Source organism: Sphingobium sp. PAMC28499 (assembly GCF_004795815.1).
GTDB lineage: Bacteria > Pseudomonadota > Alphaproteobacteria > Sphingomonadales > Sphingomonadaceae > Sphingobium > Sphingobium yanoikuyae.
Window position 1 is genome coordinate 823,094 of sequence record NZ_CP039248.1, and the last position, 21,273, is coordinate 844,366.

General features: G+C 64.8%; 14 protein-coding genes. 1 reads left to right on the forward strand and 13 read right to left on the reverse strand.

Translation table 11 applies throughout. The features are described 5' to 3' along the window. Positions 1 to 15: 15 nt before the first annotated feature. The 11 genes from E5554_RS03955 to E5554_RS04005 form a co-directional block, all read right to left on the reverse strand. The gene (locus tag E5554_RS03955; protein WP_004209352.1) at positions 16 to 1,065 is read right to left on the reverse strand and encodes a LacI family DNA-binding transcriptional regulator; all 1,050 of its coding nucleotides are present in this window, start codon (positions 1,063 to 1,065) and stop codon (positions 16 to 18) included. Positions 1,066 to 1,111: 46 nt separating this feature from the next. Further along, the gene (locus E5554_RS03960) at positions 1,112 to 2,077 is read right to left on the reverse strand and encodes a glycoside hydrolase family 43 (RefSeq protein ID WP_136186012.1); all 966 of its coding nucleotides are present in this window, start codon (positions 2,075 to 2,077) and stop codon (positions 1,112 to 1,114) included. After that, positions 2,074 to 3,264 carry an SGNH/GDSL hydrolase family protein gene (locus tag E5554_RS03965; RefSeq protein ID WP_136186013.1) on the reverse strand — a complete coding sequence of 397 codons (1,191 nt, stop codon included), beginning with the start codon at positions 3,262 to 3,264 and terminating at the stop codon, positions 2,074 to 2,076. The genes E5554_RS03960 and E5554_RS03965 overlap by 4 nt, the downstream gene beginning before the upstream one ends. Positions 3,265 to 3,293: 29 nt before the next feature. Beyond that, positions 3,294 to 4,808 carry an MFS transporter gene (locus E5554_RS03970; RefSeq protein ID WP_017500972.1) on the reverse strand — a complete coding sequence of 505 codons (1,515 nt, stop codon included), beginning with the start codon at positions 4,806 to 4,808 and terminating at the stop codon, positions 3,294 to 3,296. 108 nt (positions 4,809 to 4,916) lie between these two features. Continuing rightward, a complete protein-coding gene (locus E5554_RS03975; RefSeq protein ID WP_136186014.1) occupies positions 4,917 to 7,349 on the reverse strand; it encodes a glycosyl hydrolase 115 family protein in 2,433 nt (810 codons plus the stop codon). Next, positions 7,349 to 8,929, reverse strand: coding sequence for a glycoside hydrolase family 28 protein (locus tag E5554_RS03980; RefSeq protein ID WP_136186015.1), 1,581 nt, complete (start codon positions 8,927 to 8,929; stop codon positions 7,349 to 7,351). Before E5554_RS03980 ends, E5554_RS03975 begins: the two co-directional genes overlap by 1 nt. Before the next feature lie 28 nt (positions 8,930 to 8,957). Continuing rightward, positions 8,958 to 10,073 carry a glycoside hydrolase family 88 protein gene (locus E5554_RS03985; protein WP_136186016.1) on the reverse strand — a complete coding sequence of 372 codons (1,116 nt, stop codon included), beginning with the start codon at positions 10,071 to 10,073 and terminating at the stop codon, positions 8,958 to 8,960. Continuing rightward, positions 10,074 to 13,082 (reverse strand): beta-galactosidase, encoded by a 3,009-nt coding sequence (locus E5554_RS03990; RefSeq protein ID WP_136186017.1) that lies wholly within the window; start codon positions 13,080 to 13,082, stop codon positions 10,074 to 10,076. It lies immediately after the preceding gene. Between the two features lie 22 nt (positions 13,083 to 13,104). Continuing rightward, a complete protein-coding gene (locus E5554_RS03995) occupies positions 13,105 to 13,419 on the reverse strand; it encodes an L-rhamnose mutarotase (protein WP_037508075.1) in 315 nt (104 codons plus the stop codon). Between the two features lie 104 nt (positions 13,420 to 13,523). Then, complete coding sequence (locus tag E5554_RS04000) at positions 13,524 to 15,068, reverse strand: glycosyl hydrolase family 28-related protein (RefSeq protein WP_247594371.1); 1,545 nt, start codon at positions 15,066 to 15,068, stop codon at positions 13,524 to 13,526. 3 nt (positions 15,069 to 15,071) lie between these two features. Then, positions 15,072 to 16,283, reverse strand: a complete 1,212-nt coding sequence (locus E5554_RS04005) for a rhamnogalacturonan acetylesterase (RefSeq protein WP_136186018.1) — start codon at positions 16,281 to 16,283, stop codon at positions 15,072 to 15,074. A gap of 328 nt (positions 16,284 to 16,611) precedes the next feature. On the opposite strand from E5554_RS04005, the gene E5554_RS04010 reads away from it, so the two are divergent. Next, positions 16,612 to 19,554 (forward strand): TonB-dependent receptor, encoded by a 2,943-nt coding sequence (locus tag E5554_RS04010; RefSeq protein ID WP_136186019.1) that lies wholly within the window; start codon positions 16,612 to 16,614, stop codon positions 19,552 to 19,554. Between the two features lie 153 nt (positions 19,555 to 19,707). On the opposite strand, the gene E5554_RS04015 is transcribed toward E5554_RS04010, so the two are convergent. Together E5554_RS04015 and pal are read right to left on the reverse strand one after the other, a co-directional pair. Then, positions 19,708 to 20,484: an IclR family transcriptional regulator gene (locus tag E5554_RS04015; protein ID WP_125987977.1), complete on the reverse strand. Its 777-nt coding sequence runs from the start codon at positions 20,482 to 20,484 to the stop codon at positions 19,708 to 19,710. Positions 20,485 to 20,646: 162 nt separating this feature from the next. Continuing rightward, on the reverse strand, positions 20,647 to 21,159 hold the full coding sequence (pal, locus tag E5554_RS04020) for a peptidoglycan-associated lipoprotein Pal (RefSeq protein WP_004209366.1): 513 nt from the start codon (positions 21,157 to 21,159) through the stop codon (positions 20,647 to 20,649). Between the last annotated feature and the right edge of the window lie 114 nt (positions 21,160 to 21,273).

Genomic DNA, 21,273 nt, shown 5'->3' on the forward strand with positions numbered 1-21,273 from the left:
CCTGGCAGCTTGTAATCAATGCCGTGAGGGCACGGCATCCGACTGGCGCCGGATCAGCTGATAATCCAGCTTCACCCGGCCCAGCGCCTCTTCGCCGGCGCCATCGTCCTGGCTGCTGAAATGGGCGCCCAGCAGGCCGATCGCCTCGCGCGCCATGTCGCGGATCGGCTGGCGGATCGTCGTCAGCGCCGGCCAGATCGCGCTCGCCAGCGGCGTGTCGTCGAAACCGCAGATGGTGATGTCGCCCGGCACGTTGATCCGGCGCTGATGCGCCACCGTGATCGCCGCCGCCGCCATATCATCGTTGCAGGCAAAGATGGCGCTGGGTGGCGTATCGAGGCTCAGCAACTGCTCGGCCGCGTCCAGCCCCGACCGGTAGGAAAAGTCGCCCGGCACGATCCAGCGCTCGTCCAGCCTGATGCCCCGGTCGGCCAGGCAGTCGCGAAAGCCCTGCAGGCGCCGCGCGCTGGCGCGGTGGCGGATATTGCCGGAGATGAAGCCGATCTGCCGATGGCCAAGGTCGATGAGGTGCCGGGTCAGGTCATAGGCGGCATGGCGGTCATCGGTCCCCACCGCCAGCATGCCGGGCACATCGCCATCGGGCGCGATGCCGACCACGGCGATATCGCGCGCCTGTAATGCCTCGACCAGTTCGGCCCAGTCGCACAGCGGCGGCGGCAGGATGACGCCGGCGACATGCGCCTTCGACACCTGATCGACGATCTCCTTGGCAAAGGCGCCGGGCGCGCATTGCTCGACCACCAGATGCAGATGGCGCTGCGGCGCCTCGCCCAGCGCGCCGAGCAGCAACTCGCCCAGATAGGCCGATGTCGTCGAATTGCTGTGCAGCAACGCCACCCGCCGGTCGGCGCTGCCCACCAGCGCGCGCGCCGACGCATTGGGCACATAGCCCAGATCCTTGACCGCCTGCTCGACCGCCTGTTGCGACTTGGCGCTGACCAGCGCCTTGCCGTTGATCGCGCGCGACGCGGTCATCATCGACACGCCGGCACGGGCGGCGACCTCGCGGATCGTGGGCGGCTTCTTCTTCGCGGCTTTCTGCATCACCTGACGTCCTAGCCGGTTTTCCCGACAAGGAAAATCGCGGCGATCAGGGCTTTAGTCGTATATGCGCCGGCGCATCGCGATCGACGGTCACGATCCCGTCCTTCTCGGTCAGTTCGGCGATCTGCAGCACCGACCGCCGCTTCCAGTCGGGATTGGCCTTGGCTTCATCCTCGCCCTCCTGATGGACGAAATAGATGATATAGGCGCGGTCGCCCGACACGATGATGTCGGGGTGCTGGCCCTTGGCCCGGTCGGTCGGCGCCTTGCCCGGCGTCGCGAGGATATAGTCCGGCTGGCGCGTCCAGTGCGTCCCGTCGTCGGAGCGCATCACCAGCAGCCCCTTCCACGCGTCGGAGATAAGCCAATATTTGCCCTTCCAGCGAAACGCCTTGGGCCCTTCGCCCGGCGTGTCGGTCAGCCGGTCCTTGACGCTCCAGTGGATGAGGTCGCTGCTGTCGGCGGTGCGGATCGCCTTGTTCATCCGCTCGTCGTTGAAGAACAGCCGATAGCCGCCGCCCGGTAACGCCAATACGCTGGCATCGATCACCCGGTCGGAGCCAAGGTCGAGCCGCTCGCCACAGGTCCAGCTTTTGAGGTCCGGGCTGGTCAGATGGACGATGAAGCGCGGCGCATTCCAGTCGCGATATATGCCCGGTACCACCGTCAGCCACATATGCCACTGGCCTTCCAGCCATTGCACTTCGGGCGCCCACAGCGTCTCGCCGGTGCAACTGGTCGGGATCGTCGCGGTGCCGCTATAGCGCCATTTGGCACCGTCCTTCGACCGCGCCGTGCCGATCGCCGTGCCATGGACCCAGCGGACATCCTTGGCGTCCTCCATGGGCAGGTTGGCGCGGCGATTGGTGTAGAACATCACCCATTCGCCGCTCTTGCGATCATAGACGGTCGACGCATCGGCCGCGCCATCATGCACCGGATCGCGCAGCAGCGGCTTGGGCGCCACCGGCCCGCTCGCGGCGGCGGCCATCAACAGCAGCGACGCGATCATTTGAACAGCCTCAGGTCGAACGCATCGGCCATGACGCGGAAGCCTTCGTCATTGGGGTGCAGCGCGTCGCCGACATCATAGGGCTTGGCCATGCGCGACGGATCGGCCGGATCGGCCACCGCCTTGGCCAAGTCGACGAAGCCATCCGCCTCCTTGGTCGTGCGGATCCAGTCATTGACGGCGACGCGCACCGCATCGCCCTCCGCGCTCCAATAGCCTGCGCCCTTATAGGGCAGGATGGTCGCCAAAATGACCTTGATATTGCGGTCATGCGCCCGCGCGATCATCTGGCGATAGGCGCCGATCACGGTCTGCGGCGTCAGCATCGGGCGCTTGTCGCGCGCCGCCCCGCCCAGATCATTGACCCCTTCCAGGATGACGACATGGGTGACGCCCGGCACCGCCAGCACATCGCTGTCGAACCGCGCCAGCGCATTATAGCCGTCCGCCTCGCTCAGCAGCCGGTTGGCGCTGATCCCGGCATTGGCAACGCCGACGCTCTTGCGGCCCGCCTTCTGCAGCCGCTCGGCGAGCAGGTCGGGCCAGCGCCGGTTGCTGTCGGGGGTGGCGCGCACGCCATCGGTGATGGAATCGCCCAGCGTCACGATCGCCGTGCCGCGCTTGGCATTGTCGACCTCGACCGCGGAAATCACGACGCGCGGCCCGATGACGGTCGGGCTGGTCAGCGTCTGCGCACCCGTCTGGTCGCCCGGCGCGGTCCAGGTGGTCGCCGCCGAATAGCTGTGGACGGTCGCATCCGCCGCGCCCTGCGGCAGATGGATGGAAATGGTGATGCGGGTCAGCGGCTTGACCGCCAGGTCGATGGGATCGCTCAGCAATGGCGCGCGTGCGGGGATGGTCGCGCCCTGCGCCTGGTTGAAGGTCACGACATGGTCGCTGCCCGGCACGATCGCCCCATTCTCGCCGGCCAGCGCGACATGCACGCTGCCCACCAGCAGCGGATTGACCGACATCTCGTTCGACAGGCGGATGCGGATACGCTGCCCGCCGCTCGACAGGCGCACGACCTGGCGGACGGTGCGGTCATTGAGATCGGGATGCTTCTCGGGCGGGGCGCGGTTGACCAAAGGCGCCGCCATCCAGCTGCGCGACCAATATTGGGCCTGCGCCGGCGATGCGGCGACCATCGCCAGCAGCGCCGCACCCAACAGCATCCTCTTGCCCATGTCCCTCTCCCTTATTGTCTGACCGGCCCTTATTGCGCGACCGGGTTGCGGCCCCACAGCTGGTCATAGCGCCAGCCCGACAGATCCTCGACCACTTCGGCCGCGACCGGCGATGTCGGCGTGCGCGCGCCGCTGCGCAGATGCTCGATCTCGCGCATCAATATGTCGTGCGTTGCCGGGCTCAGGCGGAATTTGGTCGAAACCCAGATGCCCAGCCCCAGGCAGCCGACCGTGCCGACGCCCAGCAGCAGCGCCATGGTCAGGATCGCGCCATGGCTCTGTTCCGCCGCGCCCGACACGAAGCCGCCAGCCTGCATGATGAAGCCCACGCCGGCGACAGCCGCCGCCTGCGTCGCCTTGCGCACGAAGGTCATGACCCCGGCAAAGCTGCCTTCGCGGCGCTGTCCGGTCACGATCTCGTCGACATCAGCCATATAATTATAGGTCGCCCAGGGAATATAGTTGAGCGCGCCGCGGCCCAGGCCGCACAGGATGATCGGCAGCCAGATCCACGGGCTGGTCGCCGGCACACCGGCAAACCACAGGCCGATCAGCGTCAGGCAGCCGACGGCGAAGTCGGCGGCGGCGACCTGATAGGCCTTGGCCGGCGACGCCCGCAGCGCCAGGTTGATGGCGATGATCACCGCCACGAACTGGACGATATACATGGTGCCCAGCAGGCCCGATGCGATCGCCGTCGATCCGGCCAGCGCAAAGATCACGAAGAAGGTGAAGGCAGCGTTGAAGATGTCCTGGCTGATATAGCCGCCCAGATACATGCCCAGATGCAGGCGGAAGGCGCGGATGCGCATGGTGGAAAACAGGTTGCGGTAGAGCGCCTTCAACGCCTGTCCCGGCCCGCCCGCGCCGACCGGATGCTGGCCGATCGCCTCGGCCGATCCGGGCAGATGCCGTTCCCAGCTGAACAGATAGAGCAGCCCCGCCGTCACCATGAACAGAGCGGCAAAGATGATGCCCATGTAGAAGAAGGTGTCGGCGCTGTCGCGGCCCAGCGCGTTGATCAGCCACAGCGGCAGGAAGCCCGCCAGGATCGCCGATGCCTGGCCGAACAATATGCGCGACCCGGCGAACTTTGCCTTGGTGCGATAGTCGGTCGACATTTCTGCGGCGAGGGTCTCGAACGGAATGATCTCCATCGCATAGACCAGCTCGAACAGCACATAGCTGACCAGATAATACCAGAAGCCCTGACCCGGCAGCCACATCAATGCAAAGCTTGGCAGCAGCGGGATTGCGGCCAGGATGAAGAAGCGGCGGCGGCCGAACTTGCGGCCCAGCCAGGTGCCGCCGAAATGGTCGGAAATATAGCCGATCATCGGCGAGGCGAAGGCGTCCAGGATGCGCGCGACGGCAAAGATGGTCGCCGCCTGCCCGGCGCTAAGGCCACAGAATTGCGTGTAGAAGATCAGCACCCAGCCGGAAATGACCGCCATCGATCCCGCGCCCAGCACGTCGTTGGAGCCATAGGCGAGGTAATTTTGCAGGCGGACGGGACGCGCGGTGGATGGGGCAGTCTCGGGCAATTCAGGTCCTCCGCCTAGGGCAATGATCGGCGCTTGGGCTCTTGTTCTGACGCGCGCGGGCATATGAGATATATGCCACATAGTGAACGGCTATCACACGATATGAGACTAATGCAAGCCGTTCTCGGCCTTTTCTGCGGTCGCCGGCACGAAGCGGACTGCCTCGATCAGCACGCCGGGATCGGCACGCTCCAGCGTCACGACATGCCGCCCGCCGCTCATTCGTTGCGTTAACGTCATGGTCGTCCGATTGTCCAGCACCCCCATCGCCCAGTCGCGACTGCCGGTCTCGCGCCGACTCTCCAGCGCCTGAGTCACGCCATCGATGCCGATGGTCAAATGCAGCGCATCGCCATCCCGGTCGGCATAGGTCGGCAGGATATCCACAAGCGCGGTCCATTCGCCCGGCGGCAGGTCGATCGTCGCGCGGCTCGCCCCGGCCTTCTCACTTGGCGCCAGCATCGCGCCATGGCGCCCCAGTCCCTCCACGCGCGTCCAGCCGGCGAATCGGTCCGGCGTCAGCAGCGGCAGGTCAGGAACGGCCGGCTGCGCCTTGGCCGGTCCGGCCGGCGGCGCCAGTGCATCGACCGGCGGCAGGATCACCGGCGTCTGGCGATAGCTGCGCCATTGCCCGTCTGCCGGCTCAACCGCCATGATTCCGCGCCATTTTCCGCCCGCCAGTTCGCGGTTATAATAGGTCGTCAGCCTGTCAATTTCGCTGTCCGCTTCATGCGCGATCCTGCCGCGCCGCGTCGCCTCGGCCAGGTCGCTGTCGCGCAGCCGGTCATGCGCCTCCGCCGCGAAGAAACGCCGGTTGGCCGCCGCCGATGCCCGCACCGGATAGGCCAGCAATTCGTAGAAGGCGTCGCGCCGCTCGGCCGGGACCGCCGGCTCAACTTGCGCCAGCGCCGTCTCCATCGCCGCAAACGCCGCCAGCCGTTCATCCGCCTCGCCGATCGTCAGCGGGCTTTGCCGATATTTATCCACAGGCAGGTTCCACTGTAGATGCTCGGGCCGCCGGGCGAAATTCAGCCGGTGATAATCGCGCAAAATCCCGGCAATGGCGGGCGCCTGCGCGGCATCGACATTCTCCGCCGCCCAGTCTTCCACAAACTTATCCACAGGCTTTGCCCGCACTTTATCCACAGCCCAGGCGAGGCTCAGAAAATAGTCGGTGGCCAGCTCCGCCGGCTTCAAGTCGCCGACATTGGCGACCCAGACCTGCCGCGCGCCGGCATCCCAGGCGCGACCCATCTCCTCGCGGATCAGCGCCGGCGGGGTTGTGGATAACCATAGGTAGGAGAGCGGCGCGCCCAGATAGGAGAGATGATAATAGACGCCCGACCCGCCCTTGCGCGCCCGCTCGGCGGCGTCGGGAAAGTGGCGGATATAGCCGAAATTATCGTCCGGCCACATCAGCGTGACATCGTCCGGCACCTTGAGGCCCGCGCGATAGACGTCCAGCACTTCCTTATAGGGGGTGAAGACCTGCGGCGCGTCGGCCGCACCGGCCCTGGCCAGCATCGCCCGCTGGTCGGCAAAGATGCGCTCCAGCGTGGCGCGCCGTTCCTCGACCGTCTTGGGCCCCACCATGCCGCTGTCATGGATGCCGCGCATCCCCAGCGTCCAGATGCTCTCATAGCCGGCATTGCTGCGCACCCGCGCGTCCCAATAGCGCCGCACCCCATCGGGGTTCTTGAGATAATCGAAATCCTCGGCCGGGGCGGTCCATTCGCCGACATTGTTGCGCAGCATCGGCTCGGCATGGCTCGACCCCATGATGATGGCATAGCGATCGGCCAGCGCCGCATTGGCCGGGTCGGCATTGAACGGCGTCGTCACCTTGTGCATCGCCGGCCACAGAAGATTGGCCTTCAGCCGCAGCAGCAGCGCGAAAACCTGTGCATAAGTTTTCGGCCCCAGCGGCTTCTCGTCCGGCGCATGCTTTCCCGCCGCCCAGGGCACCAACCCCCAATCCTCGTCATTCAGGAAAATGCCGCGATATTTGATCGAAGGCGGCCCGAACCGCCTTGCATCCTTTGCCACATAGAGCGTATCGCGATGCAGCGGCGTGACGTCCGCCCACCAATGCCAGGGCGACACGCCGATCGCGCGCGACAGTTCATAGGCGCCATAGGCGGTGCCGCGCCGGTCGCTGCCGATGATCAGCAGCGCGCGCGCCACGCCGGGTGCAGGCCGCTCGACCGGCAGGATCAGGAAACTCTCCCATGCGCCGTTCAGCTTCGCGACATCGATCCGCTTGTCCGCCACCAGCCGATCGATCGCTTCACTGTGGCCCAGCGTGCCGATCCACACCTGCGCCGCGCCGCCCTCCGCGGCCCCGGTGACCCGGCCAATATCCTGCTTCAGATCGTCGGCGGCGATTCCTACCACGGCGTCATCGGCCGGATCGGTGACGATCCGTGCCGCCTGTCCCTGCGCCACCAGCGGAAAATCCCCCCGCTGCGCCACCGACCGCACCCAGTCCGCCGCCTGCGCCGGCGTCGCGCCGAGCAGCAGCAGCGCCAGCCACCAGCGCATCAGAAACGCACCATGCCGATCGTGTCGATCCGCCGGTCCGGCAAATCGCGGATCGCGCTGCTGCGAAAGCCGGTCACATGCTCCAGCCGAAAGGCGCCCGCACCGCCCGGCATCTTCAGATAGGACCCGTCAAACCCTTCGACATGTTTCAGCCAGAAGGCCGGCCGCGCGTCCACCGCCCGTGTCCGCACCTCGACATGGCTCAGGTCCAGATTGCGGGCATGACGGATGAAGAAGCCGCTCGCCGGCAACGGCCCGAACCGATCGGGATCGGGATAATCCTCTTCCTTCGCCGGGGGATCGATCGCCGCCATCGCCGCGTCGCCGTCGCCCGGCTGGTCGATGAAGATATTGCTGATCTGGACGTCCTCGACCGGATGGCCGGCCACCCCCGCGATGATCGACGGCAGCATCGACCCGCTCTGGCAGGTGATATTGTCGATCAGCACCCGCCGCATCGATCCCACCGCCGCACCCGCCGGCCCGCGCATCCGCCGGCCCAGCCGCAGGAACAGGGCCGGGCTGTGACAGCCGCGCATGGCGATGTTGCTGATCGTCACATCCTCCATCACCGCGCCGTCCACCGTTTCCAGCGCCAGCCCCCAGCATTGGTCGAACACGCAATTGCTGATCGTGATATTCTTGAACCCGCCATTGCTTTCGGTGCCGCACTTGATCCGCCCCAGCAGCCAGGTGTCACGATTGCGCGCCAATGGCCGGAACGTCCCGTCCAGCAGCGTGCCGACGACATAGGATCCGCTGACATGGCAATTGGTGATGGTCACATTCTCGGTCGCGCGCGGATAGCCCAGCGCATAGCTGGACTTGGGCACGATCGCGTCGTCATAGGGGGTGTTGAGCGTGCAGTTGCTCACCCGCACATTGCGGCAGCAGTCGATGTCGAAGCCGTCGCGGTTGGTGTCGACGGTCAGGTTGTCGATCAGCAGATTGTCGACCCCGGTCGCCAGCAGGGCGAAATGCCCGCCCTCCAGAATCGAAAAATCGCGCAGCGCGACATTGCGACAGTTTTTGAGTGCGATCGCCTTGTTGCCGACGCCGGGCAGTTCGGCGGCCGGCCGATCCGTGTCGGGATGGCCCCGGCTCAGCCCCTTGCCCCAGATCAGCCCGTCGCCGCAGATCGCGATATCATGCAGCCCCTCGCCATGGATCAGGCTGTTGCGCCAGTGATTATGGCCATAATCCTGATAGGGGGCGATTGCAGGATCCTGCGGCTCGGCCGCATCATATCCGCCATTGGGAAGGCCGGTCAGCGGCACTGATGCGGCCAGCAGGGTGGCGCCCCGGTCCAGCCACAGGGTGATGTTGCTCTTCAGGTGAATGGTATAGCTGGCATAGCGGCCGGGGGGCACATAGACGGTCCCGCCGCCGCGCTCCGCGGCATAAGCGATCGCCCGGTCGATCGCCGGGCTGTCGATATGCTGGCCATCGCCCTTCGCGCCGAAATCGCGGACATTCGCTATGCCCTGAGGCAGGGCGCGACCGAAAGCGGGCAGTGCCGCCAGCATGGATATGCCGGCGGCACCTTTCAGCAGGAAACGGCGATCGAACGGTCCTTCCATTTACCCCTCGATCCCCGTTTCCCGTGACTCAGATATAGGTGCGCAGGAACTCGCCGAGTGCGCACATGGCCAGGCTCTGGCCATAGGGCATGGAGGTGAGCGCGATGTCCTTGTAGAACTGCATCGTGTCGCCCATCGCCGTGCCGAAGCTCACCTGCTGCAGCTCGCCGGTCTCGTCGATGTTCGCCAGCACGCCGCGCACCGCCTTGATGCCGACTTCCTCATAATGGCGGGGCAGATAGCCCTTACGCACGGCCTTCAGGATGCCATAGGCAAAGCCGGCGGTGGCCGATGCTTCCAGATAGCTGGTGGGATCGACGATCAGCGTGTGCCACAGGCCGGTCTCGGCGTCCTGCGTCTCGGCCAGGGTCTTCACCTGGGCGGCCAGCGTGTCGATCAGGAAGGTGCGGAAGAAATCGCCTTCCTTCAGGTCCAGGATCTCGATGATCTCGGGGATGGCGATCGTCACCCAGCAATTGCCGCGCGCCCACAGCGCTTCGGCGAAATTGTGGCGACCGTTGAAGTCCCAGCCGTGGAACCACAGGCCGGTCTTGGTATCATAGAGATATTTGATATGGACCAGGAACTGGCGCTTGGCTTCCTCGACATAGGCCGGGCGATCCAGCAGCAGGCCGATCTTGGCCAGCGGCAGCACCGACATCATCAGCGTGTCGTCCCACATCTCGCCGGGATTCACGTCATTATAGACGATGTGCTGGAACCCGCCTTCCTCGGTCTTGGGCAGGCCATCGGCCGCCATCAGCCATTCGGCCCATACGTCCAGATAGGGGATGTAGCGCGGATCGGGCTCATATTCATACAGATAGGCCAGCGTGATGAACGGGGCCATCGTGTTGATATTCTTGGTCGGCGTGCCTTCGGCAAAGCGATCCTCGAACCATTGCTTGATGATGCCCAGCGCCTTCTGGTCGCCGGTCTGCTCGAAATAGCGCCACATGCCGAACAGGCCGACGCCGTGGGTCCATTCCCACCCGGCCCAGCCCTTGGTGTCGATGATGCGGCCATCTTCCAGATGGAGCAGGAATTCGCCTGTCTCGTCCTTGATATTGACGAGATTGTCCATCAGCCGGTCGATGGAGTCGACGACCTGCTGGCGCGGTACATCATGGGTGAGAGCGGCCACTTACTTGGTCTCCTTGGGGTCTGAAGGTGCGTTTGGCGCGGTCACCATCTGCACCGGCAGACCGCCTTTCACATTGCGTAGGGTGACGAGGCGCACGGTTTCGAGCGCATCGCCCGGCTGACCGTCGGACGTGACGGCCAGCGCGACATGGTTCTGGCCCCTGTGGTTCAGGATGCCTTCGGGAATGGGGAAGGTCCGCTGCGGCCCGACATGGGCGATGAACTGCCCCATGTTCCAGCCGTTGACGAACACCAGCACACGGTAACGGACCGGCGAACGCGGCTTGCTGGCGTCGCCGAAGCTGAGGCCAATGGTCGCGTCCTGCCCCTTGGGCACGCTGAGGGCAAAGCTGGTGCGATACCAGCTCGTCCCGGCCGCCGCCTGGGTCGCGGGCACACTGGCCTTGGCCCAGCCGGCATCGTTGAAGCCGGGCAGGTGCCAGCCCATCCGTTCGCCATAAAGGCCGCCATTGTTCGCGGGGCCACGGGCGACATCGGGCAGATCCTCGCCGCCCTGCTTGCCCTGAATCTTCCAGTTGATCGGCACCGCGAAGCTGCGCCCGCTCGGGCCGCCCTCCAGCGATGCGGACACCAGACCGCGCGCTTCCTTGTGGAAATCGTCGCTGTCCAGATCCCAATTATGGCCATTGTTGCGGACCATGACGGAGATGACATGCTCGCCCGCCGCCTGCGCTTCCGCCGGCAGGGCAAAGCGTGCCGTGCCGGTGGTGATCGGCCGGGGCAGACCGCCCGGCGTCTCGCCTTCGCCCAGGAACTTGCCGTCGACCCAGGCCTGCACCAGTCCCGAACCGCCCGCGCCATAATAAAGCGACAGCGCCCTGGCATCGGGCGATCCGGTGAAGCGGCCGCGATACCAGACATCGCCGTCATGGAAGCCATAGGCGTCCATCAGCATATTGGGCTGGCCGTCGGGCTTGGCAGTGGTGCTGGCATAGGATCGGTTGTCGATCGCCTGCCAGTTGCTGTCGTCGAAACCGGGCTGCGCCTCGGGCGAACCCTGCGCCATGCGCCAGTCGTTGAGCACCGGCAGCGCGACATCGGCCGGGCCGGCGAGCGGCTGGACCGCGGCAATGCTGCCGATGGCTGTCGCCTTCGTCGTCACCTTCGCGCCGTTCCAGCTGACCGAGCGGACCGCCTTGGGTGCCCAGATTTCGAGCGGGCTGGCCGCACTCGTATCGCCGGTCAGCGCCAACGCACCGCCCTTGGCGACAGCGCTGCGTACCAGCGCCGGCCCGCGCACCAGCATGTCCTGCGCGCGCCAGTAGCGCGCGCCCTCGGCTTCGTCGGCCAGGATCAGGGTCAGTGGCGGACGCCCGCCCCCCTCGATCCGCACGACGGCGCGGCCCTGATGGCTATAATCCAGCTTCAGGTCGCCCTTCGCGGCATCGAAGGCGCTGCGCGCCTGGCCTTCCAGCACCGTCACCTTGGGCGCAGATGCATAACGCAGCACTGTCTCGCCCGGCTCGCCGGCCCGGCCATAGAGCAGGATCAGGTCGCTGCCGTCGATCTGCTGCGCCGACTGGAGTTCGGAACTGGAATAGACCAGCCGCTGCCCGCCCAGCGTCACGCCCGCGACCAGCCATTTGGCATCAAAGCCATTGAGCTGCATTGGCACGGTATAGCGGCCGTCGGGCAGGTCGGCGGTGAAGCTGAACGTGTCGCTCGTCTGCCCGTTGGACGGCTTGTGCGTCACCATCAGGAAGCGCGCGTCCGTTTCCGGGCTCTTGTTGTGATAGATTTGGATATTGGGCGAGCTGATCTCCGGCGTCCCGGCCGGGATCATGCCGGCCATGTCGGGGACGGAGGCGATCAGCCCGCCCAGCTGCTTCATCTCCAGCGCCTTCTCGCGCACTTCGCGCGGCTCGGAAATGGCGGAGCCATAATCATAGCTGCTGAACACTACCGGCGCGGGCAGCCAGCCCCAGCTCGTGCCGCCATAGCCCATGTAGAAGCTCTGGATGCCGATGCCATTGGCGAGGTTCGTGCCATAGAAGACGCGCTGGAACCGCTTGCCCCGCTGGATCGCGTTGCACTCATAGCCGCCGTTCGATCCCCAATAATCGAACCAGCCGCCACCGAATTCGGCCAGAAAACCGGGCGTGTCCGGGGACGCGGATGCGCCGCCCTTGGCCCCGCCGGGACCATAATAGCCCCAGTCGGGCGCGGCCGACCCGCGCGTCGGCTTGCCGTCCACGGTGCAGGTGCCGCCGGGATAGCCGTCGAACGCATACATGTCGTTGGGGCCGTGGACGACCTTCTCCACCTTGCTGTTTTCGGGCGCCCAGTAACCGTTGCGGCCCTGGTCATTGTGGAACAGCGGCACGGTGATGCCGTCGGCCCGCGCCTTGGCATAGAGATGGTCCATATAGCGCCGCTGCGCCGGCGTGGTCATCGCCAGCTCATTTTCGATCTGGTGCAGGATCACGCCATATTTGCGGCTGGGATCAGTGTTGATCTGGTGCTTGGCGATGATCGCGTTGACCTTGGTCAGCCATTCGTCGGCCGCCGCCATATAATCGGGGTCGTCAGTGCGGGCGCGGGCGCGCTGGTTGACCAGCCAGCCGGGAAAGCCGCCGCGCGACAATTCCGCATTCACATAGGGTCCGGCGCGGGTGATGACGTAGAGGCCTTCCTCCTCCGCCATGGTCAGCAGCCGGTCGATGTCGCGGATACCACTAAAGTCGTACACGCCCTTTTTCGGGCTGTGGAAGCCCCAGTCGAAATAGACGGCGACGCTGTTGAAGCCGCTGGCCTTCATCTTCTGGAGGATATCGCGCCACAGATCGGGCGAGGGCAGGCGGAAATGGTGGAATTCCGACGACCAGATCACCATCCGCTTGCCGTCGATCATCAGCGATCGCGCGTCATAGGACACGCGGCCGAACGTCTTGACCGGCGCGGAGAGGTTGGCAGTCGGCTTGGCCTGCTGCGCGAGCGCAGGCGTGGCCAGCATGGTGCCAAGGGCGAGGGCGGCGATGAAGCTACGCATGGATGTCAGCCTGTCCCTGCACTCAATCCATGTGGAACAGCAGCGACAGCGGCCATTCCTTGGGCTGGTTGCTCGGCTGCACTTCCATCAGCGGCGCCATATAATCCCACCAGCGCTTCATGATCGGATGGTCGGGCAGGCTGTCGCGGCTATTGTCCTCGCGCAGCTTCAGCACCGCGAACAGGCTCAGCGTCTCTTCGTCCAGGAAGATCGAATAGTCATGGATGCCCGACTCGGTCAGTAGCGCCGACAGTTCCGGCCAGATCTCGTCATGGCGCTTGCGATATTCCGCGACCACGCCGGGCTTGAGCTGCATCTTGAAGGCGTGGACGGACATCGGCTCTCCCCTGTGAACCATATTATGGAACTCGAAACCGATATTTGGGTAACATCGTCCCACATGTTCGTCAAATGCTAAGAATGGGTGGGACGATGTCCGTTTCAGCGCGCCAGGATCGGGCTGTTGCGGATCGTCAGGCCCGCCACATCGTCGAACAGCGCCGGTGGCCGCGCGTCGGGCGTCGCCGTCTCGGCGGAAAAGCGCTCGATCGTCAGCCGCTCGGCATGGCGCGCCCAAAGCGCCCAGCTTGGCAGCACGCCGAACATGCTGGGTTCGGGATAGGCGTCGGCCAGTTCGTCGGGCCTGCGCGCTGCATCCTGCGCCGTGCCGCCACCCTGATAGACCAGATGCACGTCGCGCAGCGTCACGTCGCGCACCGGATGGCCGGGCAGGCCGGCAATGCTTGCGGCAAATCTGTGGTCGATCCCGCGCGCATCCACCTCGCTGATCTCCACCCCGCTGATCGCGCCGATGCCCGTGCCATCCGGCCCGCGCCGCCGATCGCCGATGCGCAGGAAGATCGGCGCGGTCGTCACCTGGCGCATGGTCAGCCGCCGCGCGACGATATTCTCCATGACCCCGCCGTCGACCGTCTCCAGCGCCAGCCCACGGCAACGGGTGAAGCGGCAATCCTCGATCCGGATATTGCGATATCCGCCATTGCTCTCGGTGCCCAGCTTGATCCGGCCGGTGACCCGGTCCTGGTCGGGCGCGATCTGCTGCGTGCTGCGCTTCGTACCGTCCAGCATCGATCCCATATCATAGCCGGACACGTCGCAGTCGCGGATCAGGATATTTTCCGACGCGATCGCCCGGCCCAGCGCATAGCTGCTCTTGACGACGATGCCGTCGTCATTGGGCGAATTGACCCGGCAGCGTTCCACCACCACGTCGCGCACGCAGTCGAGGTCGATGCCGTCGCGTTCGGTGTCGATCGCCAGATTGTCGATGCGTAATTGCTGCGTGCCGGTCGCGATGATCGCGAAATGCCCGCCCTTCAGGATCGAAAAGCCGCTCAGATGAATGTTGCGGCCGTTCTTCAGCGCGATCGCCTTGTTGCCCAGGCCGTTCATCTTGGCGGCATCGGGCTCCAGCTCGGCAATCTGCGCGTCGCTCATCCCGTGCATCGACAGCGGCCGTTCGCCCGCCTGTTTCTTCCAGCGCGCGCCCGGCCCGTCGCGGGTCAGGCCCAGGCCATGGATCATGCCGGGGCCAAGAATCGCGACCTCGACCAAATCCTCGCCCCAGATCAGGCTGTTGTGCCAATGGCTATGGCCGAAATCCTGGTAAAGCTGGTCGATACCCGTCTCGGGCAGGTCATAGCGGCCGGCATGGCGCGCCGGATCGGCCGCCTCGATCACCGCGCCTTCGCCGATGACCAGGGTGACATGGCTCTTCAGCCGGACCGAGAAGCAGAGATAGCGGCCCCGCGGCAGCAGCACGGTGCCGCCACCTGCCTGCGATGCGGCCAGGATTGCCGCATTGATCGCATCGCTGTCGATCGCGATGCCGTCGCCCCGCGCGCCATGGTCGCGCACGTCGAACCGTCGCGCCGCATGACCGGCAAAGGGGAAGGCCGTGCCGGGTGCCAGCAGCGCACTAGCGGCAAGGCCCAGGCTCATCTCGCGCCGGCTCATCCGCAACATGGCTCAGTTACCTGCCGGACGCACATCGCTATGCGCCCGGCTCGGCACGATCGCCACCTGCGCGGCGCTCGGCGGTTGGGCCGGCACAAAGGGTGCGGCGACGATATGGGGCGCCAGTTCGGGAATCTGCGCCCTGATCCGCTCGGCCACCGCGCTCGCCAGCAGCCAGGCGCCATAATTATCATGATGGGTCTTGTCCTTGCCGCCATCATTGAAGGCGGTGGGCGCGACCTGCGGCCCCAGCGCTTCGTAGATGGCACGGCTGTCGGCATTGAGGTCGATCAGCGGCACCCGTTCCTCGGCCGCCAGCTTGCGCACCGCATCGGCATAGCTGCCCAGCGTATCCTTGATGCGGCCGCTCTCGTCGAAATTGCGCCGTTCGGGCGACGTCACCAGCACCGCATGGGCGCCGCGCCGCCGCGCCTCGGCGATATAGGCGCGCAGATAGGCGGGATAGGTGGTGGCCGCATCGGCATAGGTCTGCGGCCATTCCTGTTTCTGGTCATTATGGCCGAACTGGATGAACAGCCAGTCGCCCGGCTTTACCGCCGACAGCAGCTTGTCGAAGCGCAGGTCGGTGAGGAAGGATTTGAGCGTCGCGCCCGACTTGGCATGGTTGGCGACCGCGACTCCGCCATCCAGCATTGCGGGGAGCATCTGGCCCCAGCTCGCCGCCGGCTCGGCCGCTTGGTCGGTGACGGTCGAATCGCCCGCCAGGAAAATCGTGGGTGCGCTCACCGGCTCGATCGTCACCGAAGCGATCTGCGGCTTGCCCAAAAATTCCAGCGTCAGCCGGTCGTCCCACGTATATTCGCGCGCATCGCCGGCAGTGATCCGCACCGCCGTTCCGCCCGGCGCATTGGCGGGCGGCGGCGGCAGGGCAGGGCTGCGGACATTGACCAGGAACTGCCGTTCGACGAACTGCCCCTTCTTGGTCGCGACATTGCGCAGCATCAGCCGCCGCGCCTCCGCCTTGACCGTCGTGTCGCCAGCCGCCTTGCGGTCGCCCAGCTTCAGCGTCACCCGATAGGTGCCGTCGGGCACCGCCACCGAAAACAGGAAGTCATCTGCGGTGCTGCCCGGTTCCATGCCATGGCCGCCGGCCTGATAGGGCGTCTGCCGTGTGGCGCTGCCCGACGACAGGTCGAAGGACTGCGGCGCGGCGATGGAGGATCCTGCCATCAGGATCAGGGCAAGGCTGGTGCTGAGCGGCATGACGCAAACATCCTGAGCGAGACAAATAGGGGAGCGCGCCAAGACGCGCTCCCCCAAGAAAACCGCCCGTGCAGAGGCGGAAGCAGGAATCCGGTCGCGATCACGATGGGATCGGTCTCATAAATTGATAGAGCGATCCATATATAGGGAAAAAATTCCGGTCAATCCCTCCCTGCATCCAATGCGATCAGCGTCATGGCGGTCCACATCGTGGAACTTGCGATCATATTATGATTTTTATGGAAATGTCGTGAAATATAATATAGTGTGACACAAAATTTCACATAGTGGGAATGCTGGCGAGGGCCGGCACATTGGGGAGGAAGTCATGATCGAGCATTACAGCCGTATTGCGTCCGCGCGCCGTTCGTCGGTGATCGCGCTGGCCGTCGCCATGATGGCGGGCACGCCGGCCCTGGCGCAGGACCAGGCGCCGCAGGCACAGCCCGACCAGGAAAATGCCGACATCGTCGTCACCGGCTTCCGCGCCTCGCTCAACAGCGCGCTCAGCATGAAGCGGCAGGAAGCCGCCGCGATCGACTCGATCGTCGCCGAAGATATCGGCAAGTTCCCCGACTCCAACCTTGCCGAATCGATGCAGCGCGTGCCGGGCATCGCGCTCCAGCGCGGCGACGGCGGCGAAGGCCGCAACATCTCGGTCCGCGGCCTTGGCCCGGCCTTCACCCGCACCCGCATCAACGGCATGGAAGGCACGTCGCAGACCGGTTCGTCGGACATTTACGGCGCCGGCAATAATGGCCGCAGCTTCGACTTCAACGTCTTCCCGACCGAAATCTTCTCGGCCCTGTCGGTGCGCAAGACCCCCTCGGCCGATGTCGAGGAAGGCTCGCTCGGCGCGACGGTCGATCTGAGCGCGCCCAAGCCGATGGAACAGAAGGAGGATTTCGTCCTCTCGATGACCGCGCGCGGCGTCTATAACGAGCTGTCGAAGGAGGTCGACCCGCGTGCTTCGCTGCTGGTCTCGAAGAAGTTCGGCGACAGCGGCTTCGGCATCCTCGGCTCGGTCGCCTATCAGAAGCGGCACATCCGCGAAGTCGGCTATTCGGCGGTGGACATCCTGTCGGCCAATACCAATGGCGGTTTCTGCTCGCCGGTCGGCTTCGCGCCGCAGAACCCGGCCGACAATGCCGCCAAGGGCGCCGATGCGCTCAATTGCTCGACCGGCAATCCGCGCACCAGCACCAGCGCCGCCTATCAGGCCATCTATGATCTGCGTCGCGACGACCTGCCCAATACGCCGGGCAGCGGCGCCTTCCTGCCGCGCATTCCGCGTTACCTCAATTCGGAACAGAATCAGGAACGGATCGGCGGGTCGCTGACCCTGCAGTTCAACCCCGACGACGACACCGACATCTCGCTCGACATGCTCTATTCGCGGTTCGAGGTGACCCGGCGCGACAATTATATCGCCGCCATCTCCTTCGCCCGCTCGGCCGCCAATAACGGCCAGCCGATGACGTCCGTCCGCGATATCGAGTTCGACGAAAATGGCTCTCTGGTCCAGGGCGTGTTCGACGGCGTCGATGTCCGTTCCGAAGGGCTGGTCGATCATTTCGTTTCGACCTTCAAGCAGGCCAACCTCAACTTCCGCCGTCGCCTCAACGACAGTCTGGAACTGAGCGGCATCGTCGGTTTCAACCGCTCCATCTGGGACGGCAAGAAGCGTCTCCAGACCTTCATGGACGCGATCGACACCGATGGTTTCTCGATCGACTATAGCAAGGGCGGCACCACCCCGACCTTGGGCTTCGGCATCGACGTCAATGACCCCGCCAGCTTCAACTATGCGCCGGGCCGCGCCGATGGCACGGTGCTGGGCGGCTTCAGCTATCAGGGCAAGCCGTCGAAGAACACCACCGACAACATGACCGCCGACATCAACCTCAAATGGACGGTCAGCGACGCCTTCTCGATCAAGGGCGGCGCGCAATATCGGCGCAGCAATTTCCTCTCGACCTTCCTGCGTCCCTATAATGCCGATACCGTGGTGCGGGCGCTGCCGGCCGGCACGACGCTGGCCGATATCACCACCAACATCACCGGCGTCGACAAGCTGTGGGGCCATGGCGCCCCGTCCAGCTGGGCGGCGATCGATCCCGAGAAATGGGCCGACACCTTCGGCTTTGACGATGTCCGCTATTGCGGCGTCGAATGTGGCGGCGGCCGCAGCCGCGTGCGCGAAGAGGTCATGAGCAGCTATCTCATGGCCAATTTCGATCTCAGCGATGCGATCGGCTTCGGCATTCGCGGTGACGTCGGCGTGCGCTACGTCAAGACCGACATGCTGTCGTCGGGCTATATCGCCGTGGCGCAGGCCAGTTCGCCGACGGGTCTGACCGGCCAGTTCGCGGCCGCCAGCAACAGCTATGATGATTGGCTGCCCTCGGCGAACATCGTCGTCGAGCCGGTCGAGAATGTCCTGGTCCGCTTCTCCGGCGCGAAGGTCATGGCCCGTCCGGAACTCGGCCTGCTGACCCCGACCAGCGGCGTCAATCCGGTCACCCGCGTCGGCAATGTCAACAACCCGTTCCTCGACCCGATCCGGGCCAACACCTTCGACGTCGCGGTCGAATGGTATTTCCGCCCCGGTTCGCTGCTCTCGGCCGCCTTCTTCTACAAGGACATCAAGAGCTTCATCCAGAATGTGAACAGCCAGATCCCGTTCAACCAGCTCGGCTTGCCCAACGCTCTGCTGGAAAACAGCAACACCTTGCCGGATGAGCTGTTCACCGTGTCGCAGCCGTTCAACACGCCGGGCGGCAAGCTCAAGGGTATCGAGCTCAATGCCCAGATCCCCTTCACCTTCCTCGACGGCTTCTTCAGCAATTTCGGCGTGCTGGCCAACTACACTCATGTCACGTCGAAGATCGACTATATCCTCGCCAGCGTGAACGGCGTGCCGACCGTGACGACCACGGCGGATCTGGTCGGCCTGTCGCCCAACACCGCGTCGGGCACGCTCTATTATGAGGATGACAAATTCTCGATCCGCACCACCGGCAACTTCCGCGACAAGTTCATCCGCGGCATTCCGGCCTCGCCCGGCAGTGACCTTCAGGGCAATGCCAAGACCTTCTACATGGATGCGTCGGCCAGCTACAATGTCACCGATCGCCTGAAGATCATCGTCGAGGCGCAGAATCTGACCGACGAGCAGAACCGCCTCTATATCGACAGCCAGCGTCAGGACACGCTGTTCGAAACCCGTATCGGTCGCACCTTCACCTTCGGCGTGACCTACCGGATGTAATTTCCCAGTCCTCCCCAAACTTGGAGCCTGATCGTCTGAGGTGGAAGCGCTTCGCGCTTTCACCGAAGGCGTGAATCAGGCTCCATTTTTATGTGGCAGGCGCGGTTACCATTGGTAACCGCGCCCATTTTCTTATCCGGGAGGTCAGGAAATTCAGCGCTGGCCGCTGAAGCCCACCGCGGCGCTGATCTGTTCGGCCGACTTCATCACCTGCTCGGCCAGCGCCGGGCGGACATCGTCGGTCAGATAATGGGCCGCGCTCGCGATCGAGATGGCGACGCAGATCTGCCCTTTGGCATCGCGCACCGGCACCGCGATCGACCGCACGCCATCGCCCAGTTCGCTGTCATGCAGCACTTCGCCGCGCGCCTTGTGGATGCGCATTTCTGCAATATAGGCGTCGATCTGCTTGCGGCTGGCCTCGCCGCCCTTGGCCTCGACATAGAGCCGTTCCCAGGTCGCCTCATCCTCGTCCAGCAGCAGTGCCTTGCCCAGGCCCGTTTCGGCCACCGGGCGGCGATCGCCCGGTGCGGTTGCGACGCGCAGCCGCTGGTTGCCGGTCACCCGGTCCAGATGGCGCGACCAGTCGCCCTCGCGCTTGCCCACGAACACGCAGAAGCCGGTCTTTTCCGACAGCAATTCCATGAACGGGCGGGCGACGCGGACATAGTCGATCTGCTCGGTGGCCAGCACGCCCAGCTGCAACAGCTTGGGGCCGAGCGCGAAGCCGTTGCGCGTCACCGCCAGATAGTCGCGCGATTTCAGCGCCTGCACCAGCCGGTGCGCGGTGGTCTTGCTCATGCCCAGCTTGCGGGCCAGATCGGCGGCGCGGATCGGCCCGTCGATCACCTCGTCCATGATATCGAGCGCGCGCATCAGCGTCTGCGTGCCCTTAACGCCCTGTTCCTGCTTCTCTTCGCCATCTTGCATATGTTTTTTCGCTTCCTGTTTTCGTCCCATATATAGGGTCGTCCCACATATCGGAAACGAATTTCGCAATGATGGAGCAATGATCGCGGTCGGCCCAAAAACATAAGGGCCCGCCGATCGAAATCGGCGGGCCCATAGCCGTCAGTCGCGACCCGACGGGGATCAATATTGGACGGTAACGGTCACTGCGCGGCGGTTCTGCGCCCAGCTTGCCTCGTCCGAACCCAGAGCCGCCGGCCGTTCCTTGCCATAGCTCACGGTGTTGATGCGGCTGGGCGAAATGCCCAGCGATGCGAGATAATTTTTGGCCGCATTGGCGCGACGGTCGCCCAGCGCGATATTGTAATCGCGGGTGCCGCGTTCGTCGGCATGGCCTTCGATGGTGATGCGGACATTGGGGTTCTGCTGCAGCCAGGCGGCCTGGCTCTGCAGCGTCGCCTGATCCTCGGCATCGACATCATATTGGTCGAGGCCAAAGAAGATGCGGTCGGACGACACCGACGCGACGAAATCTTCCTGGCTGCCCTTGACCGGGCCGGTCTGGCCGACCGGACCGCCCGTCTGGGTCGTGTCGCTGCCACCCGGTGCCGGCGGCAGCTCGGCCGGCGGCTTCTTCGAACAGGCGGCGAGGGCCAGGACGGCGGTTGCCATGAGCAGGGGCCGGGTGATCTTCATCGGGGTCTCCTAAGGATATCGCCATTCTGCCACCCGGACGGGCAACAGCATGGTTGGTAAAAATCGTTACGCTGTCAAGACGATAGGGTTCCCCATCGCGTCGAAAAGCTGTGG